A 21,412-nucleotide genomic window follows, 5' to 3' on the forward strand; every position below is an offset into this window, starting at 1 on the left:
CTCGCAGGATCAATGGGCGTGCTCGGCCGAAGCCTTGCCCAGCTCGGACTTGAGGACGAAGCTGCCAACGGCCGCCACCTGGGCGCCGGCCTCCAGGCCCTGGCGCACTTCGACGAAGCCGTTTTCACTGACCCCCAGCTCGACGTGGCGGGTGGCGAAGCCTTCGGCAGTGCGCACAAACAGCGACGGTTTGTCTTCCACGGTCTGGATCGCCTCCACCGGCACGGTGACCGGCGCCGAGTAGGTATCCGTGGCCACCTGCACCGCCACGAACAACCCGGGGCGCCACGAGTCGTCGGGGTTGGGTACGTTGACCCGGACCATTGCGGTGCGGGTCTGCTCGCCCAGCAAGTTGCCGACATAGGCCACGGTGCCCATCACATCGGTGCCCATTTCCGTGGAGCTGACCTTCACCGGCCGGCCCACCTGGACCTTGTTCAAGTCCTTGGGAAACACCCCAAACGTGACCCACACCTGGGACAGGTCCGACAGGGTGAAGGCAGCGCTGGTCTCACTCACCACTTCGCCGACACCCAGGTGTTTTTCCACCACCACCCCGGCAAACGGCGCACGCAACTCATAGCGATTGCCGCCGACCAGAACCGCGCTGCCGCTCAAGGCATTCATCTTTTGCCGCGCATTGTTCAGGGCGATCTCGGCCTCTTGCAGGGTCTGGCGGGCCATCAGGTAATCCTGTTCGGCAGAGATTTTGTCCTGCCATAACTGGCGCTCGCGCTGGAAGGTGGTGCGGGCCAGCTCGACCCGGCGTTCGCTGGCGGCCAACTCACTGCGCTGATCGGAAATCTGCTGGCTGGCGATCACCGCCAATAGCTCGCCCTGCTTGACCTTCTGGCCAAGGTTGACCCTGACCGACTCCACCACACCCGCTGCACGGGGCACGATATGCGAGGTGCGGTCTTCATCGAATCGCACCTCGCCCGGCAACGACAGCACGCTGCTGATTTGCCGGGGCTGAGCCTTGGCCAGTTGAATGCCGGCGGCCTGGATCTGCTGCTCATTGAGCACCAGCACACCCTCTTCCTCTTCTTCCTGCGGTGCTTCGACGTGCGCTACCGGTGCCTGAGGCGCCACGCTGGTGGCTGGCCAAAACACTATCGCCCCGAGGGCGACGGCCACTGCAACGGCCAAAGCCAGGCCTTGTAGTTTGTTCATGGGGAACTCCTGAAAGATCAAATGCGGGCGAGGTCGCCGTAAATCCGTTCGATGCGCACCCAGGCATCGGTGGCCTGGGCGAGTGCGGCGAGGTATTGGGTGCGGGCGGCGATCAAGGTGCGCTGGGCGTCGAGTACCTCGAGGAAGTTGAACTTGCCCATCTCAAAACCACGGGTGGCGCTGTCCACCGCGCTTTGGGCGGCGGGCAGGATCACTTGGTTGAACGCGCGCACTTCACTGTTGGCCGTCGCCCACAGATCCAGGGCCTGACGGGTTTCGGTGCGCAGGCGCAGCTCGGTGGCGTTGCGCAAGTCCCGGGCCTGATCGGCACGACGGCTGGCGGCCAGTACATTGCCCTGGTTGCGATTGAACAGCGGGATCGGCATCGATACGCCCACCAGGTTCACCCGCTCACGCACGCTGGCGTCGTACTGGCTGCCGATGGACACGTCGAGGTCGGGAATCCGTTGGGCCTTTTCCAGGCCCAGGCCGGCTTCCCGTTGCTGGATTTGCAGCTCCGCCAGGCGCAGCTCGGCGGTGCTCTCCAGACGCGCCAGCAGTTGGGTGGCCGAAGGCAACGCCGGGGTGTTCAAGGCACCTGACTCGACACGCTCAAAGCCAATGTTGGCGCTGCCGGTGATGGCGGCCAGGCGGCGATAGGCATCACTCACACCAATCTCGGCGCGGCTGCGCTCCAGACGGACTTCCGAGAGCTGTACCTGGGCGCGGGTGGCTTCGACCGGCGACGCCTTGCCCGCCGTGACCCGGCCATTGGCAATCACCAGGCCGCGCTCGGCCAGCGCCATCGAGCGTTGGGCCAGCTCCAGGCGTTCCTGGGCCCGCAGCGCGCCATAAAAGCCCTCGATGACCTCGGCCCGCAGCAGGTTACGCCGCTGTTCCAGTTCCTGGGCGGCCGCATCTTGTGCCCGCGAGGCCACGTCGATGCGTGCCCCGCGCTTGCCACCCAACTCCAGGGTCTGGCTCAGCTTGACGGTGGTGGTGCGCGTGCTGCGGCGGGTGTCTTCGGCATCCCAGGAGGCCACCGGGTTGGGGATCAGCCCAGCCTGTTGCCGCCCACCCTGGGCAATCTCGATTTCCCACTGGGCTGCGGCCAGGTCCGGGTTGCCGGCAAACGCACTTTGCAGGGCCGATTCAAGGGTCAGGGTCTGGGCGCTTGCCACTTGGGACAGCGCCAAGACCCCCACTACAGAGCACACAATTGTTCTTAAAAACGTTGGCATAACAAGCGTTCCACACCCATGAGTTGGCGGACAAATCCAAGCAGGGGCAATGTAGCTTTCGCTCCTTATCAGAGGGGTGGCCGAAACATTACAAATCCGTTAGCAAAGGCTCTGGTCCGGGCTTTTGCTTTAATCTGCGCGCAACTATGCAGATCCTTTCTCCTGCCCCGAGGCACGCTCTACATGCGAATCCTGGTTATCGAAGATGAACTGAAAACGGCGGAGTACTTGCTTCAGGGACTGAGCGAAAGTGGCTATGTGGTCGACTGCGCGGCCAGCGGCGCCGACGGTGTGCACCTGGCGCGGCAATACGCCTATGACCTGGTGATCCTGGATGTGAACCTACCGCTGATGGACGGCTGGGAGGTGTTGCAACGCATCCGCCAGAGCAGCAACACACGCATCATGATGCTCACCGCCCAAGGGCGCCTGGCCGACAAAATCAAAGGCCTGGAGCTGGGTGCCGACGACTATCTGGTCAAGCCTTTCGAGTTTCCCGAACTGCTGGCCCGGGTCCGCAGCCTGATGCGCCGCAGCATCGAGAGCGCAGTGCCGGACGTGCTGCGGGTGGCCGATCTGGAACTGGACCAGGGTCGCCACCGGGCCTTTCGCGGCAGCCAGCGGATCGACCTGACCACCAAGGAGTTTGCCTTGCTGCACCTGCTGATGCGCCAGAGCGGCGTGGTGCTGTCACGCACGCAAATCATCTCGTTTGTGTGGGACATGAACTTCGACTGCGACACCAATGTGGTCGAGGTCTCGATCCGCCGCCTGCGCGCAAAGATCGACGACCCGTTCGAGCGCAAGTTGATCCATACCTTGCGCGGGGTGGGCTACGTGCTGGAAGACCGCGAATAGCGGTCAGTGTGTGAGGGGTTCCTGATGAAAGCCCGCGCCTTCGATCTGAATGGTGACGTGGGAAATATCGAATTGCTCATGCAGCAATTCCGTCACCTGGGCGAGGACCTGTTGCTCGCTGCCCTGCGCCGGGTCCACCACCAGATGGGTGCTCAGCACGTTCTTGCCGCTGGTCAGGGCCCAGATGTGCAAGTCATGCACCTCCCTGACCCCTGGCACCGCGTGAATGGCCTGCTCTACCGCGTCGATATCAATGCCGTCCGGCACACCTTGCAGCAGCACGTTCATGCTGGCCTTGAGCAGTGTCCAGGTTCGCGGCACCACCCAAAAACCAATCGCGGCGGCCACCACCGAGTCGACCCAGCCCCAACCAGTGAGCATGATCAGCACGGCGGCAATGATCACCCCGATAGAACCGAGCATATCGCTCCAGACCTCCAGGTAGGCGCCCTTGACGTTCAGGCTCTCGCCACTGGCCGCGCTGAGCAGGCGCATGGAAATCAGGTTGACGATCAGGCCGAGCACGGCAATCACCAGCATGCCGGTGGACTGGATTTCGGCCGGTGCCTGCAGGCGCAGGTAAGCCTCATAGAGGATGTAGAACGCCACCCCGAACAGCAGCAACGCGTTGAACGCGGCGGCGAGGATTTCGAAGCGCGCATAGCCAAAGGTGCGCTTGCGGTCCGCAGCGCGCTTGGCCACCTGGATGGCCACCAGGGAAATGGCCAGGGCCAGGGTGTCAGTCATCATATGGGCGGCGTCGGACAACAGCGCCAGGCTGCCGGTGACAAAGGCGCCGATCACTTCGGCAATCATGAAACTGCCGGTCAGGCCCAGGGCCATCCATAACTTGCGTTCATGACCGGCGCGTACGGTGGCGTGGCTGTGTCCTGCACTCATGGCATGTCCTCGTGGGGGGATGTGCGCTGATCATAGAGCGATAAGGGGAAACCTTTGGTATGGATTTCACAATTGTCATAACGCTGCCAGCGGGGTGTTAACCACATGGGGGATCTGGCTTGCCTGCGATAGCAGTACACCCTGACCCACCGCCATCGCGGGCAAGCCCTAATGCCAGTCAGTTAAGCGCAGATCCCCTGTGGGAGCGGGCTTGCTCGCGAAAGCAGTGGGTCAGTCAACATCAATGTTGGCTGGGCCGACGTCTTCGCGGCGATGCGGCGATCCGACAAGCCCGCTCCCACATTTGATCTTCACTGCTGTGAGCATTGCGTTCGCTTAACTGATCGGCATTCGGGCAAGCCCGTTCCCACTGGGGGAATGCGGCGGCTTTAAAACACCGGGCGCCGGCTAAACCGCAATGCGCTGGCCACGCCCACCGCGCCCATCACCACACAGTAGAAAACGCAGATCCACGGGCTGGTGGGCATCAAGGCGATCAGCATCAACGGCGTGGTACTCGCCCACAGCGCGTAGGCAATGTTGTAGGTAAAGGAAATCCCCGACACGCGCACCGGTGCCGGAAACAGGCTGACCATCACCGAGGGCACCGCACCCACCACCCCGCAACTCAACCCCGCGATGGCATAGGCCGCGCCCAGCCACACGCCGCCGGCAATCAGGCTGGCATAGAGCACGGCAATGCCCACCGGCAACAGCAGGCTGTAGACCAGCACCGCGCGCCAGGCGCCGATGCGATCCACCAACAGGCCGGCCAGCACACAACCGATGTTCAGGAAAACGATGCCCAATGCACTCAGGGCGAAGGTGTGGCTGGGGCTCATGCCGAAGGTTTTCTGCATCATGGTCGGCGTGATCACCACCAGCACCACCACCGCTGAGGTGAGCACACAGGTCAGCAACATGGCCGGCAGCAATGCCTGGCGGTGGTCACGCAACACCGTGCGCAGCGGTAGTTCGGCGTCGGCCTGGCGGCGCGCCTGCATGGCCAGGAACACCGGGGTTTCACTCAGCCAACGCCGCAGCCACACGCCGATCACGCCAAACACACCGCCCAGCAGGAACGGAAAGCGCCAGGCGTAATCGAGGATTTGTTCAGGGGTGAACATCTGCGCCAGCAATGTCGCGGTCAAGGCCCCCAGCAGGTAACCGAAGGTCAGCCCGGCCTGCAGGAACCCCAAGGCATAACCGCGATGGCCGGCGGGCGCGTGCTCGGCGACAAACACCCAGGCGCTGGGCACTTCACCGCCCACTGCCGCGCCCTGCAGGACGCGCAGCGCCAGCAAAATCAGGGGGGCGAAATAGCCGATTTGCGCGTAGGTCGGCATGATCCCGATCAGCAGGCACGGCAAGGCCATCATCAGGATACTCAGGCTGAACACGCGCTTGCGCCCCAGGTGATCGGCAAAGTGCGCCATCAGGATCCCGCCCAGTGGCCGCGCCAGATAGCCGGTGACAAAAATCCCGAAGCTCTGCAACAGGCGCAGCCATTCGGGCATTTCCGGGGGGAAGAACAGTTGGCTCAGGGTCAGGGCGAAAAATACGAAAATGATGAAGTCGTAGATTTCCAGGGCACCGCCCAGGGCAGCCAGCCCCAGGGTTTTGTAGTCGGAGCGGGAAAAACGCTGCGCCTGTGGATAAGCGGTGGCAGTCATGAAGAGGCTCGGCAGACAAACAAAATGGCGTGCAGGTTATGAGCTGAACCGAATCCTGGCAATCGCCGCCGATATATTCGTTTTACTCATTGATCCATGAAAATAACAACATTCCCAAATAAATAGCCGTGGGCCAAGATGCAGCGATACCTTGCCAACACCCCGACGCTTGCATAATAACTACAAGAGGTACTCCCACATGGCCGACCCTATCGAAGATAGCCGTTATGCCCGCTTTGCCCTGCGCTGCTCCAATTTTGCCGAACGCTGGTTTCCCGACTCCTGGGTGTTTGCCGCCCTGGCGGTGATCATTGTCACCGTGGCGGTTCTGGGCATGGGCGCTGCACCCACCGACGCTGCCAAGGCCTTTGGCGATGGTTTCTGGAGCCTGATCCCGTTCACCATGCAGATGGCCTTTGTGGTGATTGGCGGCTATGTGGTGGCCAGTTCGCCGCCCGCCGTAAAGCTGATTGATCGCCTGGCACGTATCCCGAAAAACGGCCGCTCGGCCGTGGCGTGGGTGGCGCTGATCTCGATGGTCGCGTCGCTGCTCAACTGGGGCCTGTCCCTGGTGTTCGGCGGGTTGCTGGTACGGGCCCTGGCCCGGCGCACGGATTTGCGCATGGACTATCGCGCCGCTGGCGCGGCGGCCTATTTGGGCCTGGGCGCCGTGTGGGCGCTGGGGTTGTCGTCATCGGCCGCGCAATTGCAGGCCAACCCGGCCAGCTTGCCGCCGTCGATCCTGGCGATCACCGGGACCATCCCCTTCACCGACACGATCTTTTTGTGGCAATCGGGGGTGCTGTTGCTGGCACTGATCGTGGTGTCGCTGATCATCGCCTACGTCACCGCACCGGGGCCCAACTCGGCCCGTGATGCCAAGGCCTGTGGCGTGGACCCGGCGTTCAACCTGCCCAAGCTACAACCGCCAACCCGCCCGGGGGAATGGCTGGAACACAGCCCGCTGCTGACCATCCTCCTGGCACTGCTGGCCGCCGGTTGGCTGTTCCACGAGTTTTCGACCAAGCCTGCGATCAGCGCGATCTCGGGGCTCAACACCTATAACTTCCTGTTCCTGATGGTCGGCGCCCTGCTGCACTGGCGCCCGCGCAGTTTCCTCGACGCAGTGGCGCGCGCGGTGCCCACCACCACCGGGGTGTTGATCCAGTTCCCGCTGTACGGCTCCATCGCGGCGTTGATTACCGTGGTCAAGGGCGGCGACGGCCAGACCCTGGCCCACCATATCTCGATCCTCTTCACTTCCATCGCCTCCCACGACACCTACGCGCTGCTGATGGGCGTGTACTCGGCGGTACTGGGGTTCTTTATTCCGTCGGGCGGTGGCAAGTGGATCATCGAGGCGCCCTATGTGATGCAGGTGGCCAATGACCTGCAATACCACCTGGGCTGGGCCGTGCAGATCTACAACGCCGCCGAGGCCCTGCCGAACCTGATCAACCCGTTCTATATGCTGCCATTGCTGGGGGTACTGGGGCTGAAGGCGCGGGACTTGATCGGCTTCTCGTTTGTGCAGCTGCTGGTGCACACGCCGCTGGTGTTGTTCCTGCTGTGGGCGCTGGGGACGACGTTGAAGTACATGCCGCCGGTAATGCCTTAATCATTGGACGCCGCACCCGTCGTTGTGACGGGTGCATCCAGGTCGACATTGAGCGCCGTTGTTCCCTCTGAATATTTCAGGAAGGGAACCACGCGTTAATGACGGGCCACCTAACAGTGTCTTTTAGTAGCACCAGACACTCTTCAACTTAACTAAGAGACCACAACTAATTACTTAGAGTTACAACTGGAGTCATACCGATGAATATCGCACCTACCGCTACTACGCCCACACCTCAAAACAGCGCTGAGACTGGCAATACCCAAGATGTCAACTCACAGCAAAATCCCGCGTTGAAAAAATTCAGACAATTCAAACCGGCGTTCGGCCAGCCGGCGGGAAGAATAGTATTTGCAGAGTCAAACCCTAACAAAAACCTTTTCAAGCCTGTTGCAGCGTTTAAAGGCTGATTCCTTTATAGAGGCTGTGGTCCCCCTCAAGCCCTGGAGCTTCACAGCCTGCATTGAATACTTACAAGTAACGCGACGACCTCAAGCCTAGTTGCACATTCATGGACAACCACAGCAACGCGCTGCACTTCACGATATAGCGAGGCGGCCAGGCCCTGCAAAAAAACCGCATTTTCCGAGGCATTTTCCCGGTCAGCCGCTACTGTGTGAAGGTGGGCATTCATCCCGCGCAGACGGGCATTAGCTGACAAGGAAACATGCATGTTTAAACTGACCAGGCTGTCCTTCACCTTTGTCGCACTTGCTGTGAGCACGGTCGTACAAGCCGACGTCGAACTTGATCTGGGCACGGCACAACGGGTCACGCAATTGTTCGCCTACCCCAACAATTGCAGCGTGATCTGCTTTCGGCCGCTGACCCTGGAACAGACCGTCGAACACTATCTGACCCAGAGCCTGCAGCGCGATGGCTACAGCCGGGCCAGGGTCAGCGTGAAGACCGAGCAGGGTCAGGTCCGCGCGCGCTTTACCGGGGTGCCCGATGGCTATGGGCAGCCCTTGACCGCGTTGCTGAACACCGCCGACCTGGCTTACGAGGGCGCCAGCCGGCTCAACCGCGATGGCAAGTGGCAATTTAGCTGGTACCTGTTCCTGCCACTGGGCATGGCCCTGGAAAACCGCAAGAGCATCGAGTTGATGCACTTTCCGCCGGATTACTCCCTGACCCACTACCAGGACTATCTGGAATCAGCCACCACCGACCGTTGGGCCACGCTACTGAGCGCCAACGGTATACCGGCGACCCAGACCCCGGAATACCAGACCATCATTGATATCGCGCCCATTGCCGCCCCCTCCACGGCGGGCAAGGATCTGGAGGGGGTCTACAGCTACTTCAGCGAGTATCAGACCCGGGTTGTCCGGGAACTGAGCCTGCACCCCACTGGCCCGTTGCCGATGGTCGCCTTCGGTGCGCCCGTGCGCAGTTGGATCCAGCAACACTACGGGCAAACCCTCGGGGTACTGGGCCTGACGCAAATCAGCCCGGTCGAAGACAGTAAAGTTGCAGTGCTGGGGGCCAATCACCCCAGTTACATCTGGTACGCCGCCAACCCGGACAGCTACGACGGCGACGAACAGAAAGCCGACGAGGCCGGCTTGAAAGTCATGGGCCAGGACTTGAGCGCGGCCTGCTGGCAAGCCGGGATGGGGCAAAAACCTGCCAGCGACCCCAATGTGTTGCTCAAGGGCTGCATGAACACCTGGCAGGTGACGCGCAAGGAGCAGACCTGCGAATTGTTCTACACCTCGGTGCGCGAATTGTCCGCCGAGCAGGCCAAGGAAAAATGCACCAGCGCCTCGATCAAGCCCCAGCTCAGGCGCCTGAAAAGCCCTCTGCCAGAAGCGTCTGTCGCGGCGCCGGCGCTGTAGGCTCCTGCCCTTATCGCCAGTGTCTTACGCAAAAAAGCCGATACCCACTGTCAGATTTGCCAGTAGATATCGGCTTTTTTTTGCGCAAACCTTGAGCGGTGCCCATTTGCTGCAAGACTGGCAGTCATAGCAACACCAGGAGGTCGATGCAGCCCGACAAGGAATGCTATGAAAACCCAGATCATGGAAGAGGCGCCTGCTGCGGCCAGTGACTGTCTGTACCACTTTGCAACACTGTTGGCGAAAAAAGGTTACCCCTCGCGTCAAAACTTTGAGGTGGTCCGCACCCGCAACGGGCGCGGAACCGGGATCAAGGCCAAAGTGGCCTTCGACAGCCGTGTGCGAATCGCCAAAATTTCCGGGCACGCCCTGGGTGAACGGCGTTTGCACACGCTGCAGGTGTCTTCACGCATCCACTTGTACGACCCGTGGTTCAGCGGCCTGCTCCTGCATTCGTGCGATCCGAATGTGTTCCTCGACATCAGCGAGCTGGAGCTATGGTCGATCCAGGCCATCCGCCCTGGCACGCTGCTGACCATGGATTACGCCACCACCGAGGATGTGCTGTACCGGCAGTTCCCGTGCCGTTGCGGCGCGGGGAACTGCCGGGGCTGGATCACCGGCATGAAAGAGCCGCTTAACCAGCAAGGCCAACTGTTTATGGAACAGTGGCGCCAGCGCAAACGCTCTTAAAGGGCCTCCACCGGACGCAGGCGGTACTGCGGCGGCAGTTGCTCGAAGCCGGTGATGGTGGCGTTGAGGCTTTTCCAGCGGCCATCCTTGATCCCGTAGATGCACCCGTGGATCGACAGGCTCTGCCCGCGATGCCAGGCGTTCTGCACGATGCTGGTGTGACCGACATTGGCGACTTGCTGGATGACATTGAGTTCACACAGGCGATCGACACGTTCTTCTTCGGTAGGCAACTGGGCCAGTACTTCGCGGTTCTCGTAGTACAGGTCGCGGATCGACCGCAACCAACCGTCGATCAGGCCGAACTGGCGGTCCTGCATCGAGGCGCGCACGCCGCCGCAGCCATAGTGGCCAGTGACCAGGATATGTTTGACCTTGAGCACATCCACAGCGTACTGGATCACCGACAGGCAGTTGAGATCGGTGTGCAGCACCACATTGGCCACGTTGCGGTGCACAAACAGGTCGCCGGGTAACATGCCGACGATCTCGTTGGCCGGCACCCGGGCGTCCGAACAGCCGATCCACAGGTATTCCGGGGTCTGCTGGCGGGCGAGCTTGGCGAAGAATTCGGGATCTTCCTGTTTGATCGCATCCGCCCAGCGTTCGTTGTTATCAAGCAGGTCTTGTAGTTCGTTCATCAGGGAAAGCCTCAGGAATGATGCGCAGCTTTGACAGACGACCGCCCGTCCGGGTCACGCCGTCTATAAAGATAGCCGGTCGGTAATGACTTGAATCTTGGGGCGCCCTGCCTGTCCACACACTATAAGCCCCACAGTATGAGGATTGACCATGACTGAATCACGACGTCCGTACGGCGCTACGCAGCCCGAACCGATTGATGACAACGAAGATCGCATGGGCTCGATGCGGGAGCTGGATTTTGACGAGGAGACGCCGACGGCGGAAATCGGCGATGAGATCCCCCGTGCTGAGCGCGAGCACCTGATGCCCGACGAACGGGTACGCGAGGCTGGGATGACTGGGGCGTCGACGGCGGATCATGAGTCCACGGATGATGATATGAGCCCCGAAACGCTGATTCAGGAAGACGGCGCGCGCGATGCCCTGGAAGAAGGTGAGGACGAACCGGCCGATTGGGATCTGAGCATCGTCGATGAAGATGAGATTGGTGGCGGTAATGGGTTGGATGAGGCAGAGCTGGCGGACATTGATCCGGTCGACGGTAACCGCTGATACAGCGCCAGACTTATGGTGAAGCATGGCGGTGTGGGAGCTGGCAAGCCTGCTCCCACACAAGACTGCTCCCACCCGGGATCATGTGTGTTAGTCGACCAGGGTGCAGGCCATGACAACTGCGTCTTCGCGGCCACCGACGGCCGGGTAGTAGTCGCGACGACGGCCAATTTCATTGAACCCGTAGCGCTCATACAGGCGGAAAGCCCCGGTATTGCTGTCGCGCACTTCCAGGAAGCACTCCCGTGCATGGGCGGCATACGCCCGCGACATCAGATGCTCCAGCAGGGCCAGGCCCAGGCCACGCCCTTGGTTTTCCGGCTTGACGGTGATGTTCAGCAAATGCGCTTCATCGAGGATGATCTGCACCACGCCGTGGCCCACTTGTTGCTCGCCTTCGAACATCAACCAGATCTGGTACTTGCCCAGCCCATCGAGAAAGATGCCCCGGGTCCAGGGGTGGCTGAACGCCGCGTATTCGATTTTCAGCACGGCGTCGAGGTCAGCCTCGGTCATCGGGCGGAAGGATAAAGCCTCACTCATCGGTTGTTTTCCAGCGCGCCATCAGCCGGCGCATGGCTTGCCAGACATCAGCCTTACGCTGTGGCTCTTCCATTAATAATTCCAGGCCCGGCAAGGCCCAGACCGAGCCCAGGCCTTCGACCTGCAGTTCGCGGTACCAGGCCTCGGCGTCGGCTTCGCCGGCAAACCGCACGGCCGGCAGGCCGATCAGCCACAGGCACACGCAGGGTTCGTCTTCCAGGCGGGCCGAGACAAAACCTTGCACAAAATCACGCGCGGCGTCCGGGCCCTGGTCCATATTGCCGCGCACCAGCAGCGGCCAGCGCACGGGCTCGCCGACGATCTGCGGGCTGTCGGGCAGACCGGCGGCGCGCAGCATGTCCTTGAGCAGCAGGTAGGCCGGGTCACGCGTCTGGAAGCGCTCGCCGGTCGGCAACTCGACCAGCAACAGGCAACGCCCGGCCCGCAGCAACTGCAGGGCAAAACGCGGTGGCGGCACGACCGGGGCCTTGGCCACCGGGGCCGGGGCATCGTCGGCCACGGCAGCGGGTTTGGGCGCGGTCGACGGGCGTGGTACTTCGATCTTGACCCGCTCCGACGGCCGCACAGGCACCTCGGCCACGGGTTTGACCAGCGCAACCGGCGCCGCCGCTTCCTCACCCGAGGCGTCGAACGGCTCGAAGGCTTCCAGCGCCTGCAGCAGTTCGGGCCGCGACGGCGCGGCAAAGGGCAATTCGGTGCGCGGCAGCCAGTTGACCACCTGCATGGCAGTCAAGTAAGCGCGACGTCGGGACTCGATAAGCAAGGCTCGGCCACTTGTGGATAACTAAAGAGCGCCGATTCTACCGCCCTTCGACGATGATCGCCCACCGTTGATGACTTTCTCTGCATTGCTGACCGCCCATCGCGAACGCGCCCTGACCGGTTGTGGATAAATCCCGCGCCTGATGCAGTACAATCGCTGCTTTTAATTCGCCAACCAGCCGGCCATTCCGATGATCGAACCCAAGCGCGTCTTGCGCGCCCTCGCCGAACACTGGGCCCTGCTTGAGCCACTGTGCGAACACTTCGACCAAGGCACCCTGAGCCTTGGCGAGTTGCGCGCGCAACTGGCCGCCCAACAACTGGACAGCACGCCACAGGACATCACCAACCTGCTGGACGTGTGGATTCGCCTGGATATCCTGGTGCCTGTCGCCAAGAGCCCGAACCGTTTCGAGCTCAACGCGCAGATCCATGACTTCCTGGCCTATCTTCGCAAGGAGCACCGGCTAGGCCTGTGCCTGGAAATCGAAGCCTACCTGCGCCACCTCGAGCGCCTGGCCGGTTATATCCAGGACGCCTTCGACATCCGCGACGGCCACGACCTGGCCCGCCAACTGCGGCTGCTGGACATGCGCGTGCGCGACGTGCTGAAAAAACTCGCCAATGACGAACAGGCCCTCGCTGCCGTGGCCGACCGGGCCAAGACCAGCGACCGGCAGATCCCGTTGCGCCAGCGTTATGCCGAGGTCCTGGCGACCTGGGACGAGTACGTCGAGCCGATGATCCAACTGGTGAACGCCGACGGTGCCTTCGAGCAAGGCGTGCGCAAGGTAGAGAACGTGCTGTTGCGCATGCTCACCGAGCAGCAACGCCTGGGCCACCTGGTGGACGACGACATGTTGCTGCGCACCCACGCGCGCATCCTCGAAATGCAGACCAGCGCCCAGTTGACCTTGCGCCATGCCCGGGAACTGCTGCTGCCGCTGCGCGAAGAAGCGCGCCGGCACAACGCCGTGACCCGTGGCGCAGCGCTGGCCCTGTCGGCGATCCGGCGCAAGGGCCTGGACGCGGTGCCGCAAGCGGCGATGCCGATGTTTACCCGGCCACAGAGCACCTTCCTCGGCAGCGCCAGCCAGGTGGAAGCCTATGTGTATGCACTGGCGAATTTCGAACCCAAGCCGGCGCGCTTCCCCAAGGCCCACAAATCCCACAAGGGCGAAGCCCAGCGTGCGCCGCGCACGGTCAAGGAGATGCTCGAGCGCTGCGAAGACGCACTGCCGATGCCCGACCTGATGAACTGGCTGCTGGAACAGGAACCAGACGGGGCCACCGACGAGTTGCTGTACTGGTTCTCGCGTTTGTCGCGGGAGAAGCGTTTCAAGCGCGAGCGCCTGGAACGCCGGGATTACCATACTCACGAGCACCAGGTCAGCCTGCGCTCATTCGCCCTGCTCCCGGCCAGCACCGACGTAGCCGAGAATTCTGCGAGCACACCTTATGCATCTTGATCTATCCGAACTGTCCCAGCTGGCGCCGATCTTTCGCGAGCTGTTCAAGGGTTACCACGTCAGCCGCCGCGACCCGGAGCTGTACGCGCAACTGTCGAACTTCCAGGACCAGTACCGCACGCTGTTCAAGGCCCTGGGCTTTGAATTGGTGTGCGATACCCGGGGTTTCTACTACTTCGTACCCGACTCGGCCATCGCCAGCGCGCAGGTGAACAAGACTGCGCAACGCCTGGCGCTGTTCACTTTCATCATTGTCGAACACCTGGCCGACCAGGGCCGCGACCCGATTTCCGTGCTCGACGGCGGCAGCCTGGGCCGCGATGAACTGCCCTCCTTGCTGGAGAAGTACCGCGACCTGTTTATCCAGGCCGAAGTGCAGACCCAGGAAGAACTGGAAGAAAAAATCATGCGCCGCATGACCCAGCTCGGGTTTGCCAGTGAAGACAACGGCGTCTATCGCTTCCTGCCGCCGATGCACCGCTTCCTTGATGTGTGCCTGTCGGTCCAGGCCGACCGCGACCTGGCAGCCAGCGTGCATAGCGTGCTGCCGTTGCCAGCGCCGGTGATCATCGACGAAGACAGCGATGAAAAACTGCTGCAGACCGATGATCCGCTGGACTTGAGCGAATTTGAAAGCGAAGAAGATGCCCTCGCCCGCGCCATTGCCGAAGAACAGGAGACCGATGCATGAGCAAGGAACGCTACGGCATTCGCCGCTTCGCCCTATTGAATACCGCCGGCTACAGCCTGGGCCTGTTCCCGCTGGAAGAGCCGCTGTCGGTGTATGGCGCGAACAACCTCGGTAAGTCGGCGTCGATCAACGCCTTGCAGTTCCCGATCCTGGCGCGCATGTCGGACATGAGCTTCGGCAAGTACACCCTGGAACAGTCGCGGCGCTTCTACTTCGCGACCGACACCAGCTACATCCTCGTCGAAGTCTCGCTGCCCCACGGCCCGCACGTGATTGGCGTGGTCGGCCGCGGCCCGGGCGGTGGTTTCGGCCACCAGTTCTTTGCCTACGCCGGCAAGCTGGACCTGGCCCACTACCAGAAGAACGACACCTGCCTGCGCCAGAAAGAGCTGTTCACCAACCTTGAGCGCGAGGGCCTGAAGGCTTACGAGCTCAAGCCCGATGAGTTGCGGCGCTTGCTGGTCGGCGGCCATACCTCGATCCCGCTGGACCTGACCCTGATTCCGCTGCGCTCCACCAGCGAGCAAAGCCTGAAGACCTTCCGTGCGCTGTTTATCAACCTGCTGCACATGCGCGAAATCACCGCGGCCAAGCTCAAGCAGCTGTTCCTCGATGCCTTCGAACACAGCCTGCGCTCCGGCAGCGTGGATTACATCGCCGCGTGCGAAGAAGCGTTCCGCGATGTACGACGCATGGAGCAGGACTACAACTCCCTGGTGGCCGCCGGCCCTCTGGTGGAGGCGCTGTCCAACGGCGTGAAGCAGCGGGAAATCCTGCGCGGCAAGTTGCATCGCCTGTCGCCATTGCTCGACTCACTGCTGGGCACCTGGTCGGACTACGCCAATGCACGCAAGGAAGAGCTGACGATCCAGGCCGAACACTACCGCAACGAGCAGGATGCGCTGCAGAACGATCAGCGCGGCGGCACCCAGGAGCTGATGCGCCTGGAGCGGGAAATCAGCGGCATTCAACGCTGGCTGGGCGAGTTGTCGGTGCTCAAGCATCGCTTTGCCCTGGTGGATGACGTCAAGGTCCTGGAGCAGCAACTGCTGGCGGCCAAGGATGCCCACGACGAACTGGCCGGCGCCCTGGCGCAATCGCGACAGTTCAGTGCCGAGGACCTGGACGAACGCCTGCGTGACCTGGAAAAACGCCTGAAGTCGGTCAAGCAGCAACTCGATCACGCCGACAACAACAGCTACGCCAAACTGCGGGAAGAATTCTCACAGCAGGACGTCGAGCGTCTGATGCGTCTGTTCAACAGTTCGTTGTTCAGCCTGCCGCTGGGCGAGCATGGCATCACCCTGGATGAAGACGGCCAGTGGGTCAAATCCCTGGAGCTGATCCTCGATGGCTTCACCGGCGAGCGCTTTGAAGTGCCGGGGCTGTCCATCGACATCTCGCACATCGAGCCACCGGCCTTGCAGGCCCTGGCGGACCGCGCGGCGTTGCGCGACCAGAAGGAGCGCCTGGAAAAAGAACTCAAGCAACTCAAGACCCAGCAGGCCGTGGCCTCGGACCGCGCGGCGAGCAAGACCCAGACCGAAGCGCTGTACCAGCAGGTACTCGATGCGCAGAAAGCCCTGGAAGACTTCCGCCGCGCCCAGACCCTGAGTGCCGAGGAAGGCGAGAAACTGGAAAACCTGGCGCAGATGGAAGCGGCCCAGGATGAACTGAAGCGCTCCAGTGATGCGTTCACCGAACGCGTCCAGCAATTGTCGGCCAAGCTGCAACTGGTCGGCCGGCAGATCGGTGATATGGAAGCCAAGCAGCGCACCCTGGATGACGCCTTGCGCCGTCGCCAGCTGCTGCCGGCCGACTTGCCGTTCGGCACGCCGTTCATGGACCCGATCGACGATTCCATGGACAACCTGCTGCCGCTGCTCAATGACTATCAGGACAGCTGGCAGGGCTTGCAGCGCGCTGACGGGCAGATCGACGCGCTGTACGCCCAGGTGCGCCTCAAGGGCGTGGCCAAGTTCGACAGTGAAGACGATATGGAGCGTCGCCTGCACCTGTTGATCAATGCATATGCGCACCGTACCGACGAAGCCCTGACCCTGGGCAAGGCACGCCGTGCAGCGGTGACGGATATCGCGCGGACCCTGCGCAATATCCGCAGCGACTACGACAGCCTTGAGCACCAGTTGGCCCTGTTCAACCGCGAGATCAACAAGCGCCAGGTATCCAACCTGCAGAGTTTCCGTATCGTGTTGGCGCCGAACAAGGAAGCGCTCAAGCATATCGACCAGATCATTCACAGTGCCGGTCAGTATGAGGAAGGCGAAACCCTCTCGGTGTTCGATCTCAGCCAAAGTGCCGAGCAGGACAACAAGAACGAAGAGGCCAAGGAATACCTGGCACGCCTGGTCGCTGCCAACCATAACCAGCTGGGGCTCAAGGACCTGTTCGAACTCGCGTTCGAGATCACCAAGGTCAATGGCCAGCCGATCATTCACACCGACATTGATGGCGCCGCGTCCAACGGCACCACCATGACCATCAAGGCGCTGACCAACATGTACTTGTTGCTGCACTTGATGGACCGCGACCAGGCCGGTCGCGTGCGCCTGCCGTACTACCTCGACGAAGCGGCGGATATCGACGAGAAGAACCAGGCGGCACTGTTGGAAACCAGCCTGCAACTGGGCTTTGTGCCGATCCTGGCAAGTGTGAAGCCGCAGGTCTCCGCCCAGGTGGCGATCGACCTGGAAGGCGGCAGCGGGCCGAACGGGATCTACATTGATGAGGCGGACTGGAAGTACATTCGCCGGCATGATGCGGTGAAGGCGACGGTGAATGTGCAGGCGGATGAGCCGGAGTTGGATGAGGTCTGATCCGCGCTGTTGAAATGCAAAAAGGCCGCGATCCATAGGATCGCGGCCTTTTTTGTGGGCGGGTTATACGGTGTTGGTGGGGGCGCTATTTACCCAGGGGGATCTTCGGCGCCCAGATCAGCCACTCGTCTTCGAACTTGTCGAACAACGGGAAGGTCTGCTCGGGCAGCGCCGGGTTGCCCATGCGCTCGCCATCCGGCGTGGCAAAGGCGATACCGCCCTGGACCAGGGTTTCCAGGGACTCGGTGCGCACTGTCGCGCCCTTGAACAGGCCAAAGTCCAGGCCAAAGCCGCTGCTGTTCCAGAAACGGCTACCGCCGCGAACCAGCGGAGCGTATTTGGGCTCGATCAGCACATGGATCAGCACACGGTCAGCGGTCTTGCCCAACTCGTAGCCGGTGACCTTGCCGACTGTGACTTCCCGGTAGGTGACTGGCACGCCGACTTTCAGCGAGCCACGGCGGGCGGCGCTGAGTACCAGGCTCAAGCCGGCTTCTTGCACGTTGCTCTCTGGCGGTTGGGCCAGGGCCACGAAGTTCTTTTGCGCACCGCTGCTTTTCACCGCCGGCAGCACTTCGATGTATTGGCCGGTGACCAGGGTTTCCAGGTTGGCGGTCTTCATCAGGCCCAACTCGGGCTTGACCACCCAGAACTGGCTGCCGGTACGGGCGATCCGCTCAGGGACTTCGGTGATGCGCGCAGTGAGCATCACCGACTGCATGTCCGGGCTCAGGTCAACGCTTTCAATCTTGCCCACGTCCAGGCCTTTGAAGCGAATCGGCGTATCGGTGCGCAGGCCATCGGCGCGGTCAACCTTGATCGTGATCAGGGTGCCACGCTGGGTGGAGGCTTCGTGATCGGCAAACAGGCGGAAACGCGGAATGCGATTTCTCAGCGGTACGTTCGGCTCTGGGGTCTCAAAGGCGATCCCCCCGGCCATCAGGCTTTGCAGGGATTCGCTTTTGACCTGGATGCCGCCGGTGAGCCCGCCGGTCAGGGTCACGCCACTGGCGTTCCAGAAGCGCGTCGAACCGTTGACCAGGCCTTCATATTCCTTCTCGATATGCACGCCGATCACCAGTTGCTTGCGCTTGCGCGAAAACTGGTAGCTCTGCACCGAACCGACCTTGACCTGTTTGTAGAGGATCGGGCTGCCAACTTCCAGGGAGCCGAGGCTTTCTGTGAGCAGGACCAGGTGCAAGCCAGGGGAGCGCAGGTCCAGCGGTGGCGCCTTGGCCCGGGCCACAAACTCGCGCTGGGGGTTTGCGCCTTTGTCACCAGGGCGGATGGCAATGTAATTGCCCTTGACCAAGGCTTCCAGGCCGGTGATGCCCGCCAGGGAGATGGATGGCTTGACCACCCAGAACTGGGTGCCCTCCACCAGGTAATCTTCGGCCAATGGGTCGAGGGTCAAGTCGGCGCTGGCGCTGGACAGGTCAGAGTCAACCTTCAGGGCCTTGAGGCTGCCGACCTGGATGCCTTTGTACATCACCGGCGTACGACCGGCTTGCAAGCCCTCGAAGTCACTGAGCTTGACCTTGATGCGGATCCCTGCGGCGGCGGCATCGAAGTCTTCGTACAGGCGGAACGGCAGGCTCGGGTCGGTGGGCGGGCTGTCCTTGCGGTTCTCTGGCGTAGCGAAGGCAATCCCCCCAGCGACGATGCTGGCCAGGGACTCGCTGCGCACTTTGACCCCGGAGAGGTTGGCGTCGATGCTGATGCCGCTGGCATTCCAGAAACGCGTATGTTTGCGCACCAGGCTGGCGTAGGTCGGCTCGATATAGACCTTGATCTCGACCGTGTTCTGATCAGCCGACAGCAGGTAGCTTTTGACCTGGCCGACCTGGATCTGTTTGTAGAACACCGGGCTGCCACGGTCCAGCGAGCCTAGCCGCTCGGCCTTGACCGTCAGGTGCAGGCCGGGCTTGGCGTCGGATAATGGGGGCTCTTCGGAGAGCGCCTTGAATTTACGCGTGGGCTCACCATCGCCGGGGCTGGCGGCGATGTAATTGCCCGAGACCAGGGTTTCCAGGCCAGTAATCCCGGCCAGGCTGACGCTGGGCTTGACCAGCCAGAAGCGCGTATTGGCCTTGAGGTATTGCTCGACATCCTTGTTCATCTCAATAGTCGCAATCACCCCACGATTGCTGCCCTCGTCATCCAATGCCAAGGTCTTGACCTTGCCCACGGTCATGCCTTTGTAGACCACTTCGGTCTTGTTGACCTGGATGCCTTCACCGCTTTCAAAGCGAACCTGGATCTCGATGCCCGTCTGGGTATAGGCGCGCCATCCGAGCCAGCCACCGATCACCAGGGCGATCAACGGCAGTACCCAAATGGCCGACCAGTTCGAAGCGGGGCGGGTTTTAGCCTTTGGCAAATCAGTCATGGTCGTCGTCCGACTCCGTGTTATCCCAAATCAGTCGGGGATCGAAAGTTACTGCGGCAAGCATCGTCAAGATCACCACACTGGCGAACGCCACGGCACCGAGATTGGCCTCGATACTGGCTAGTCGCCCAAAGTTAACGACCGCCACCAGAATGGCGATCACGAAGATATCCAGCATGGACCAGCGACCGATAAACTCGATAAAGCGGTACATGATAATGCGTTGTCGGGCGGAAAGCGGCTGGTGACGTTGCACCGAGAACAGCAGCAGTGCGATGCCTACCAGCTTGAAGGTCGGCACCAGGATACTGGCAATAAACACCACGGCGGCAATCGGGAACATGCCGTGCTGAACCAGTTCGATCACGCCGGACATGATGGTGCTTGGAGCGCCCTGCCCCAGTGAGTTAACCGTCATGATTGGCAACAGGTTAGCCGGGATGTACAGAATTGCCGCAGTAATCAGCAACGCCCAGGTGCGCATCAGGCTGTTCGGCCGGCGCGCATGGACCAGGGCACCACAACGGGTGCAGGTTTGCTCGTCGGTGTCCGGGTCCTGCCTGTTCAGTTCGTGGCATTCGGTACAGATCAGAATGCCAGCATCAATCGCCCGCATGTTCGTCCTCCCCGGACAACGCTTGCCAGATCTGATGGGGTGACATCACCACCTCCAGCAGTACCTGGACCATCAACAGGCTGATAAAACAGGCCAGTCCCAGGCCTACGCTAAGGGCAGCCATATCGGCCAACTTTACGATCGCCACCAGCACGCCCATCAGGTAGACCTCCAGCATCCCCCAATCGCGCATATGGTGATAAATGCGGTATAGCAACAGGCCATAACTGCGGCCTATGTTCCAGCGGATACTGAGCAGCACCGCAAGCTGGCAGAGCAGCTTGAGCAACGGAATGCCCATGCTGCACATAAACACCACCACCGCCACGCCTTGCATGCCGGTATTGAACAGGGCAACTACACCGCTCCAGACCGTGTCCTGCGAAGACTGCCCGAGTAGATTGAGCTGCATGATGGGTAGAAAGTTCGCCGGGATGTAGAGCAATAGCGCTGCGATCACCAAGGCAAGGCTGCGCTCTACGACATTGTAGCGGTGGGCGTACATCTCATAACCACAGCGTGGACACAGGGCCTTTTCACCGTGCGCAAGCTCTGGCTTGCGCATCAGCAAGTCGCACTCGTGGCAGGCAACCAGGTCCTCCAGCGGTAGGTCGGACACCTGGGTGGTATCAACCGGGTCGGACATATAGGACTCTAAGACAAAATGATCAGGTGTCTATTCTAGTGTTCTGGTTCAGAAATAACTGTGCAAATTTGTCGGGATCAAGCGATGGCGATGGGCCAGAACCTTTTCGACCGCCCAAAACAAAACCCCTGTTTGCGTTAGCAAACAGGGGTTCTGGAATTTAATCTTGACGATGACCTACTCTCACATGGGGAAACCCCACACTACCATCGGCGATGCATCGTTTCACTACTGAGTTCGGGAT

General features: G+C 61.4%; 19 protein-coding genes. 9 read left to right on the top strand and 10 right to left on the bottom strand.

The features are described 5' to 3' along the window. Positions 1 to 9: 9 nt before the first annotated feature. Positions 10 to 1,173, bottom strand: a complete 1,164-nt coding sequence (locus tag HBR94_RS12465; RefSeq protein WP_170044881.1) for an efflux RND transporter periplasmic adaptor subunit — start codon at positions 1,171 to 1,173, stop codon at positions 10 to 12. A 17-nt stretch (positions 1,174 to 1,190) separates the two neighbouring features. Beyond that, positions 1,191 to 2,414 carry a TolC family protein gene (locus tag HBR94_RS12470; RefSeq protein ID WP_170044882.1) on the bottom strand — a complete coding sequence of 408 codons (1,224 nt, stop codon included), beginning with the start codon at positions 2,412 to 2,414 and terminating at the stop codon, positions 1,191 to 1,193. A gap of 183 nt (positions 2,415 to 2,597) precedes the next feature. Between HBR94_RS12470 and HBR94_RS12475 the strand changes: the two genes are divergently transcribed. Continuing rightward, positions 2,598 to 3,272, top strand: a complete 675-nt coding sequence (locus tag HBR94_RS12475) for a heavy metal response regulator transcription factor (RefSeq protein WP_120731594.1) — start codon at positions 2,598 to 2,600, stop codon at positions 3,270 to 3,272. Positions 3,273 to 3,275: 3 nt separating this feature from the next. On the opposite strand, the gene HBR94_RS12480 is transcribed toward HBR94_RS12475, so the two are convergent. Both HBR94_RS12480 and HBR94_RS12485 read right to left on the bottom strand, forming a co-directional pair. Continuing rightward, positions 3,276 to 4,172, bottom strand: a complete 897-nt coding sequence (locus HBR94_RS12480) for a cation diffusion facilitator family transporter (protein ID WP_170044883.1) — start codon at positions 4,170 to 4,172, stop codon at positions 3,276 to 3,278. Between the two features lie 389 nt (positions 4,173 to 4,561). Continuing rightward, a complete protein-coding gene (locus HBR94_RS12485) occupies positions 4,562 to 5,845 on the bottom strand; it encodes an MFS transporter (protein WP_057958262.1) in 1,284 nt (427 codons plus the stop codon). A 199-nt stretch (positions 5,846 to 6,044) separates the two neighbouring features. Between HBR94_RS12485 and HBR94_RS12490 the strand changes: the two genes are divergently transcribed. The 4 genes from HBR94_RS12490 to HBR94_RS12505 all read left to right on the top strand — a co-directional run bounded on the left by HBR94_RS12490 (position 6,045) and on the right by HBR94_RS12505 (position 9,997). Beyond that, positions 6,045 to 7,463, top strand: coding sequence for a TIGR00366 family protein (locus HBR94_RS12490; RefSeq protein WP_057442063.1), 1,419 nt, complete (start codon positions 6,045 to 6,047; stop codon positions 7,461 to 7,463). 200 nt (positions 7,464 to 7,663) lie between these two features. Beyond that, positions 7,664 to 7,873 (top strand): hypothetical protein, encoded by a 210-nt coding sequence (locus HBR94_RS12495; RefSeq protein WP_170044884.1) that lies wholly within the window; start codon positions 7,664 to 7,666, stop codon positions 7,871 to 7,873. Positions 7,874 to 8,134: 261 nt separating this feature from the next. Then, on the top strand, positions 8,135 to 9,304 hold the full coding sequence (locus HBR94_RS12500) for a hypothetical protein (protein WP_170044885.1): 1,170 nt from the start codon (positions 8,135 to 8,137) through the stop codon (positions 9,302 to 9,304). Positions 9,305 to 9,472: 168 nt separating this feature from the next. After that, positions 9,473 to 9,997, top strand: coding sequence for an SET domain-containing protein-lysine N-methyltransferase (locus HBR94_RS12505; protein ID WP_170044886.1), 525 nt, complete (start codon positions 9,473 to 9,475; stop codon positions 9,995 to 9,997). On the opposite strand, the gene can is transcribed toward HBR94_RS12505, so the two are convergent. Then, positions 9,994 to 10,638 carry a carbonate dehydratase gene (gene can, locus HBR94_RS12510; RefSeq protein ID WP_057442066.1) on the bottom strand — a complete coding sequence of 215 codons (645 nt, stop codon included), beginning with the start codon at positions 10,636 to 10,638 and terminating at the stop codon, positions 9,994 to 9,996. The genes HBR94_RS12505 and can overlap by 4 nt on opposite strands. A 151-nt stretch (positions 10,639 to 10,789) precedes the next feature. On the opposite strand from can, the gene HBR94_RS12515 reads away from it, so the two are divergent. Continuing rightward, on the top strand, positions 10,790 to 11,194 hold the full coding sequence (locus HBR94_RS12515; RefSeq protein WP_128593256.1) for a serine kinase/phosphatase: 405 nt from the start codon (positions 10,790 to 10,792) through the stop codon (positions 11,192 to 11,194). 90 nt (positions 11,195 to 11,284) lie between these two features. Here the strand turns inward: HBR94_RS12515 and rimI are convergent, their stop codons facing one another. Together rimI and HBR94_RS12525 are read right to left on the bottom strand one after the other, a co-directional pair. Continuing rightward, complete coding sequence (rimI, locus tag HBR94_RS12520) at positions 11,285 to 11,737, bottom strand: ribosomal protein S18-alanine N-acetyltransferase (protein ID WP_057442068.1); 453 nt, start codon at positions 11,735 to 11,737, stop codon at positions 11,285 to 11,287. Continuing rightward, a complete protein-coding gene (locus tag HBR94_RS12525) occupies positions 11,730 to 12,482 on the bottom strand; it encodes a hypothetical protein (protein ID WP_057442069.1) in 753 nt (250 codons plus the stop codon). The genes rimI and HBR94_RS12525 overlap by 8 nt, the downstream gene beginning before the upstream one ends. 229 nt (positions 12,483 to 12,711) lie before the next feature. On the opposite strand from HBR94_RS12525, the gene mksB reads away from it, so the two are divergent. From mksB to mksF, 3 genes are read left to right on the top strand one after another with little or no spacing between them, the layout of a single operon-like run. Next, complete coding sequence (gene mksB / locus HBR94_RS12530; protein ID WP_170044887.1) at positions 12,712 to 13,989, top strand: Mks condensin complex protein MksB; 1,278 nt, start codon at positions 12,712 to 12,714, stop codon at positions 13,987 to 13,989. Continuing rightward, positions 13,979 to 14,680, top strand: coding sequence for an Mks condensin complex protein MksE (gene mksE / locus HBR94_RS12535; RefSeq protein ID WP_170044888.1), 702 nt, complete (start codon positions 13,979 to 13,981; stop codon positions 14,678 to 14,680). Before mksB ends, mksE begins: the two co-directional genes overlap by 11 nt. Next, complete coding sequence (gene mksF, locus HBR94_RS12540) at positions 14,677 to 17,517, top strand: Mks condensin complex protein MksF (protein ID WP_057442074.1); 2,841 nt, start codon at positions 14,677 to 14,679, stop codon at positions 17,515 to 17,517. Before mksE ends, mksF begins: the two co-directional genes overlap by 4 nt. Positions 17,518 to 17,602: 85 nt before the next feature. On the opposite strand, the gene HBR94_RS12545 is transcribed toward mksF, so the two are convergent. Genes HBR94_RS12545 through HBR94_RS12555 form a run of 3 tightly spaced genes read right to left on the bottom strand, consistent with a single transcriptional unit; the run spans position 17,603 to position 21,168 of the window. Next, complete coding sequence (locus HBR94_RS12545) at positions 17,603 to 19,906, bottom strand: MlaD family protein (RefSeq protein ID WP_115127396.1); 2,304 nt, start codon at positions 19,904 to 19,906, stop codon at positions 17,603 to 17,605. After that, complete coding sequence (locus tag HBR94_RS12550; RefSeq protein WP_057442078.1) at positions 19,899 to 20,522, bottom strand: paraquat-inducible protein A; 624 nt, start codon at positions 20,520 to 20,522, stop codon at positions 19,899 to 19,901. The genes HBR94_RS12545 and HBR94_RS12550 overlap by 8 nt, the downstream gene beginning before the upstream one ends. Then, entirely contained in the window at positions 20,509 to 21,168 is a 660-nt protein-coding gene (locus HBR94_RS12555) for a paraquat-inducible protein A (protein ID WP_170044889.1), read from the bottom strand. Before HBR94_RS12555 ends, HBR94_RS12550 begins: the two co-directional genes overlap by 14 nt. Positions 21,169 to 21,412: the final 244 nt, after the last annotated feature.

This window comes from Pseudomonas sp. WS 5412, assembly GCF_012985615.1.
Taxonomy (GTDB): Bacteria; Pseudomonadota; Gammaproteobacteria; order Pseudomonadales; family Pseudomonadaceae; genus Aquipseudomonas; species Aquipseudomonas shahriarae.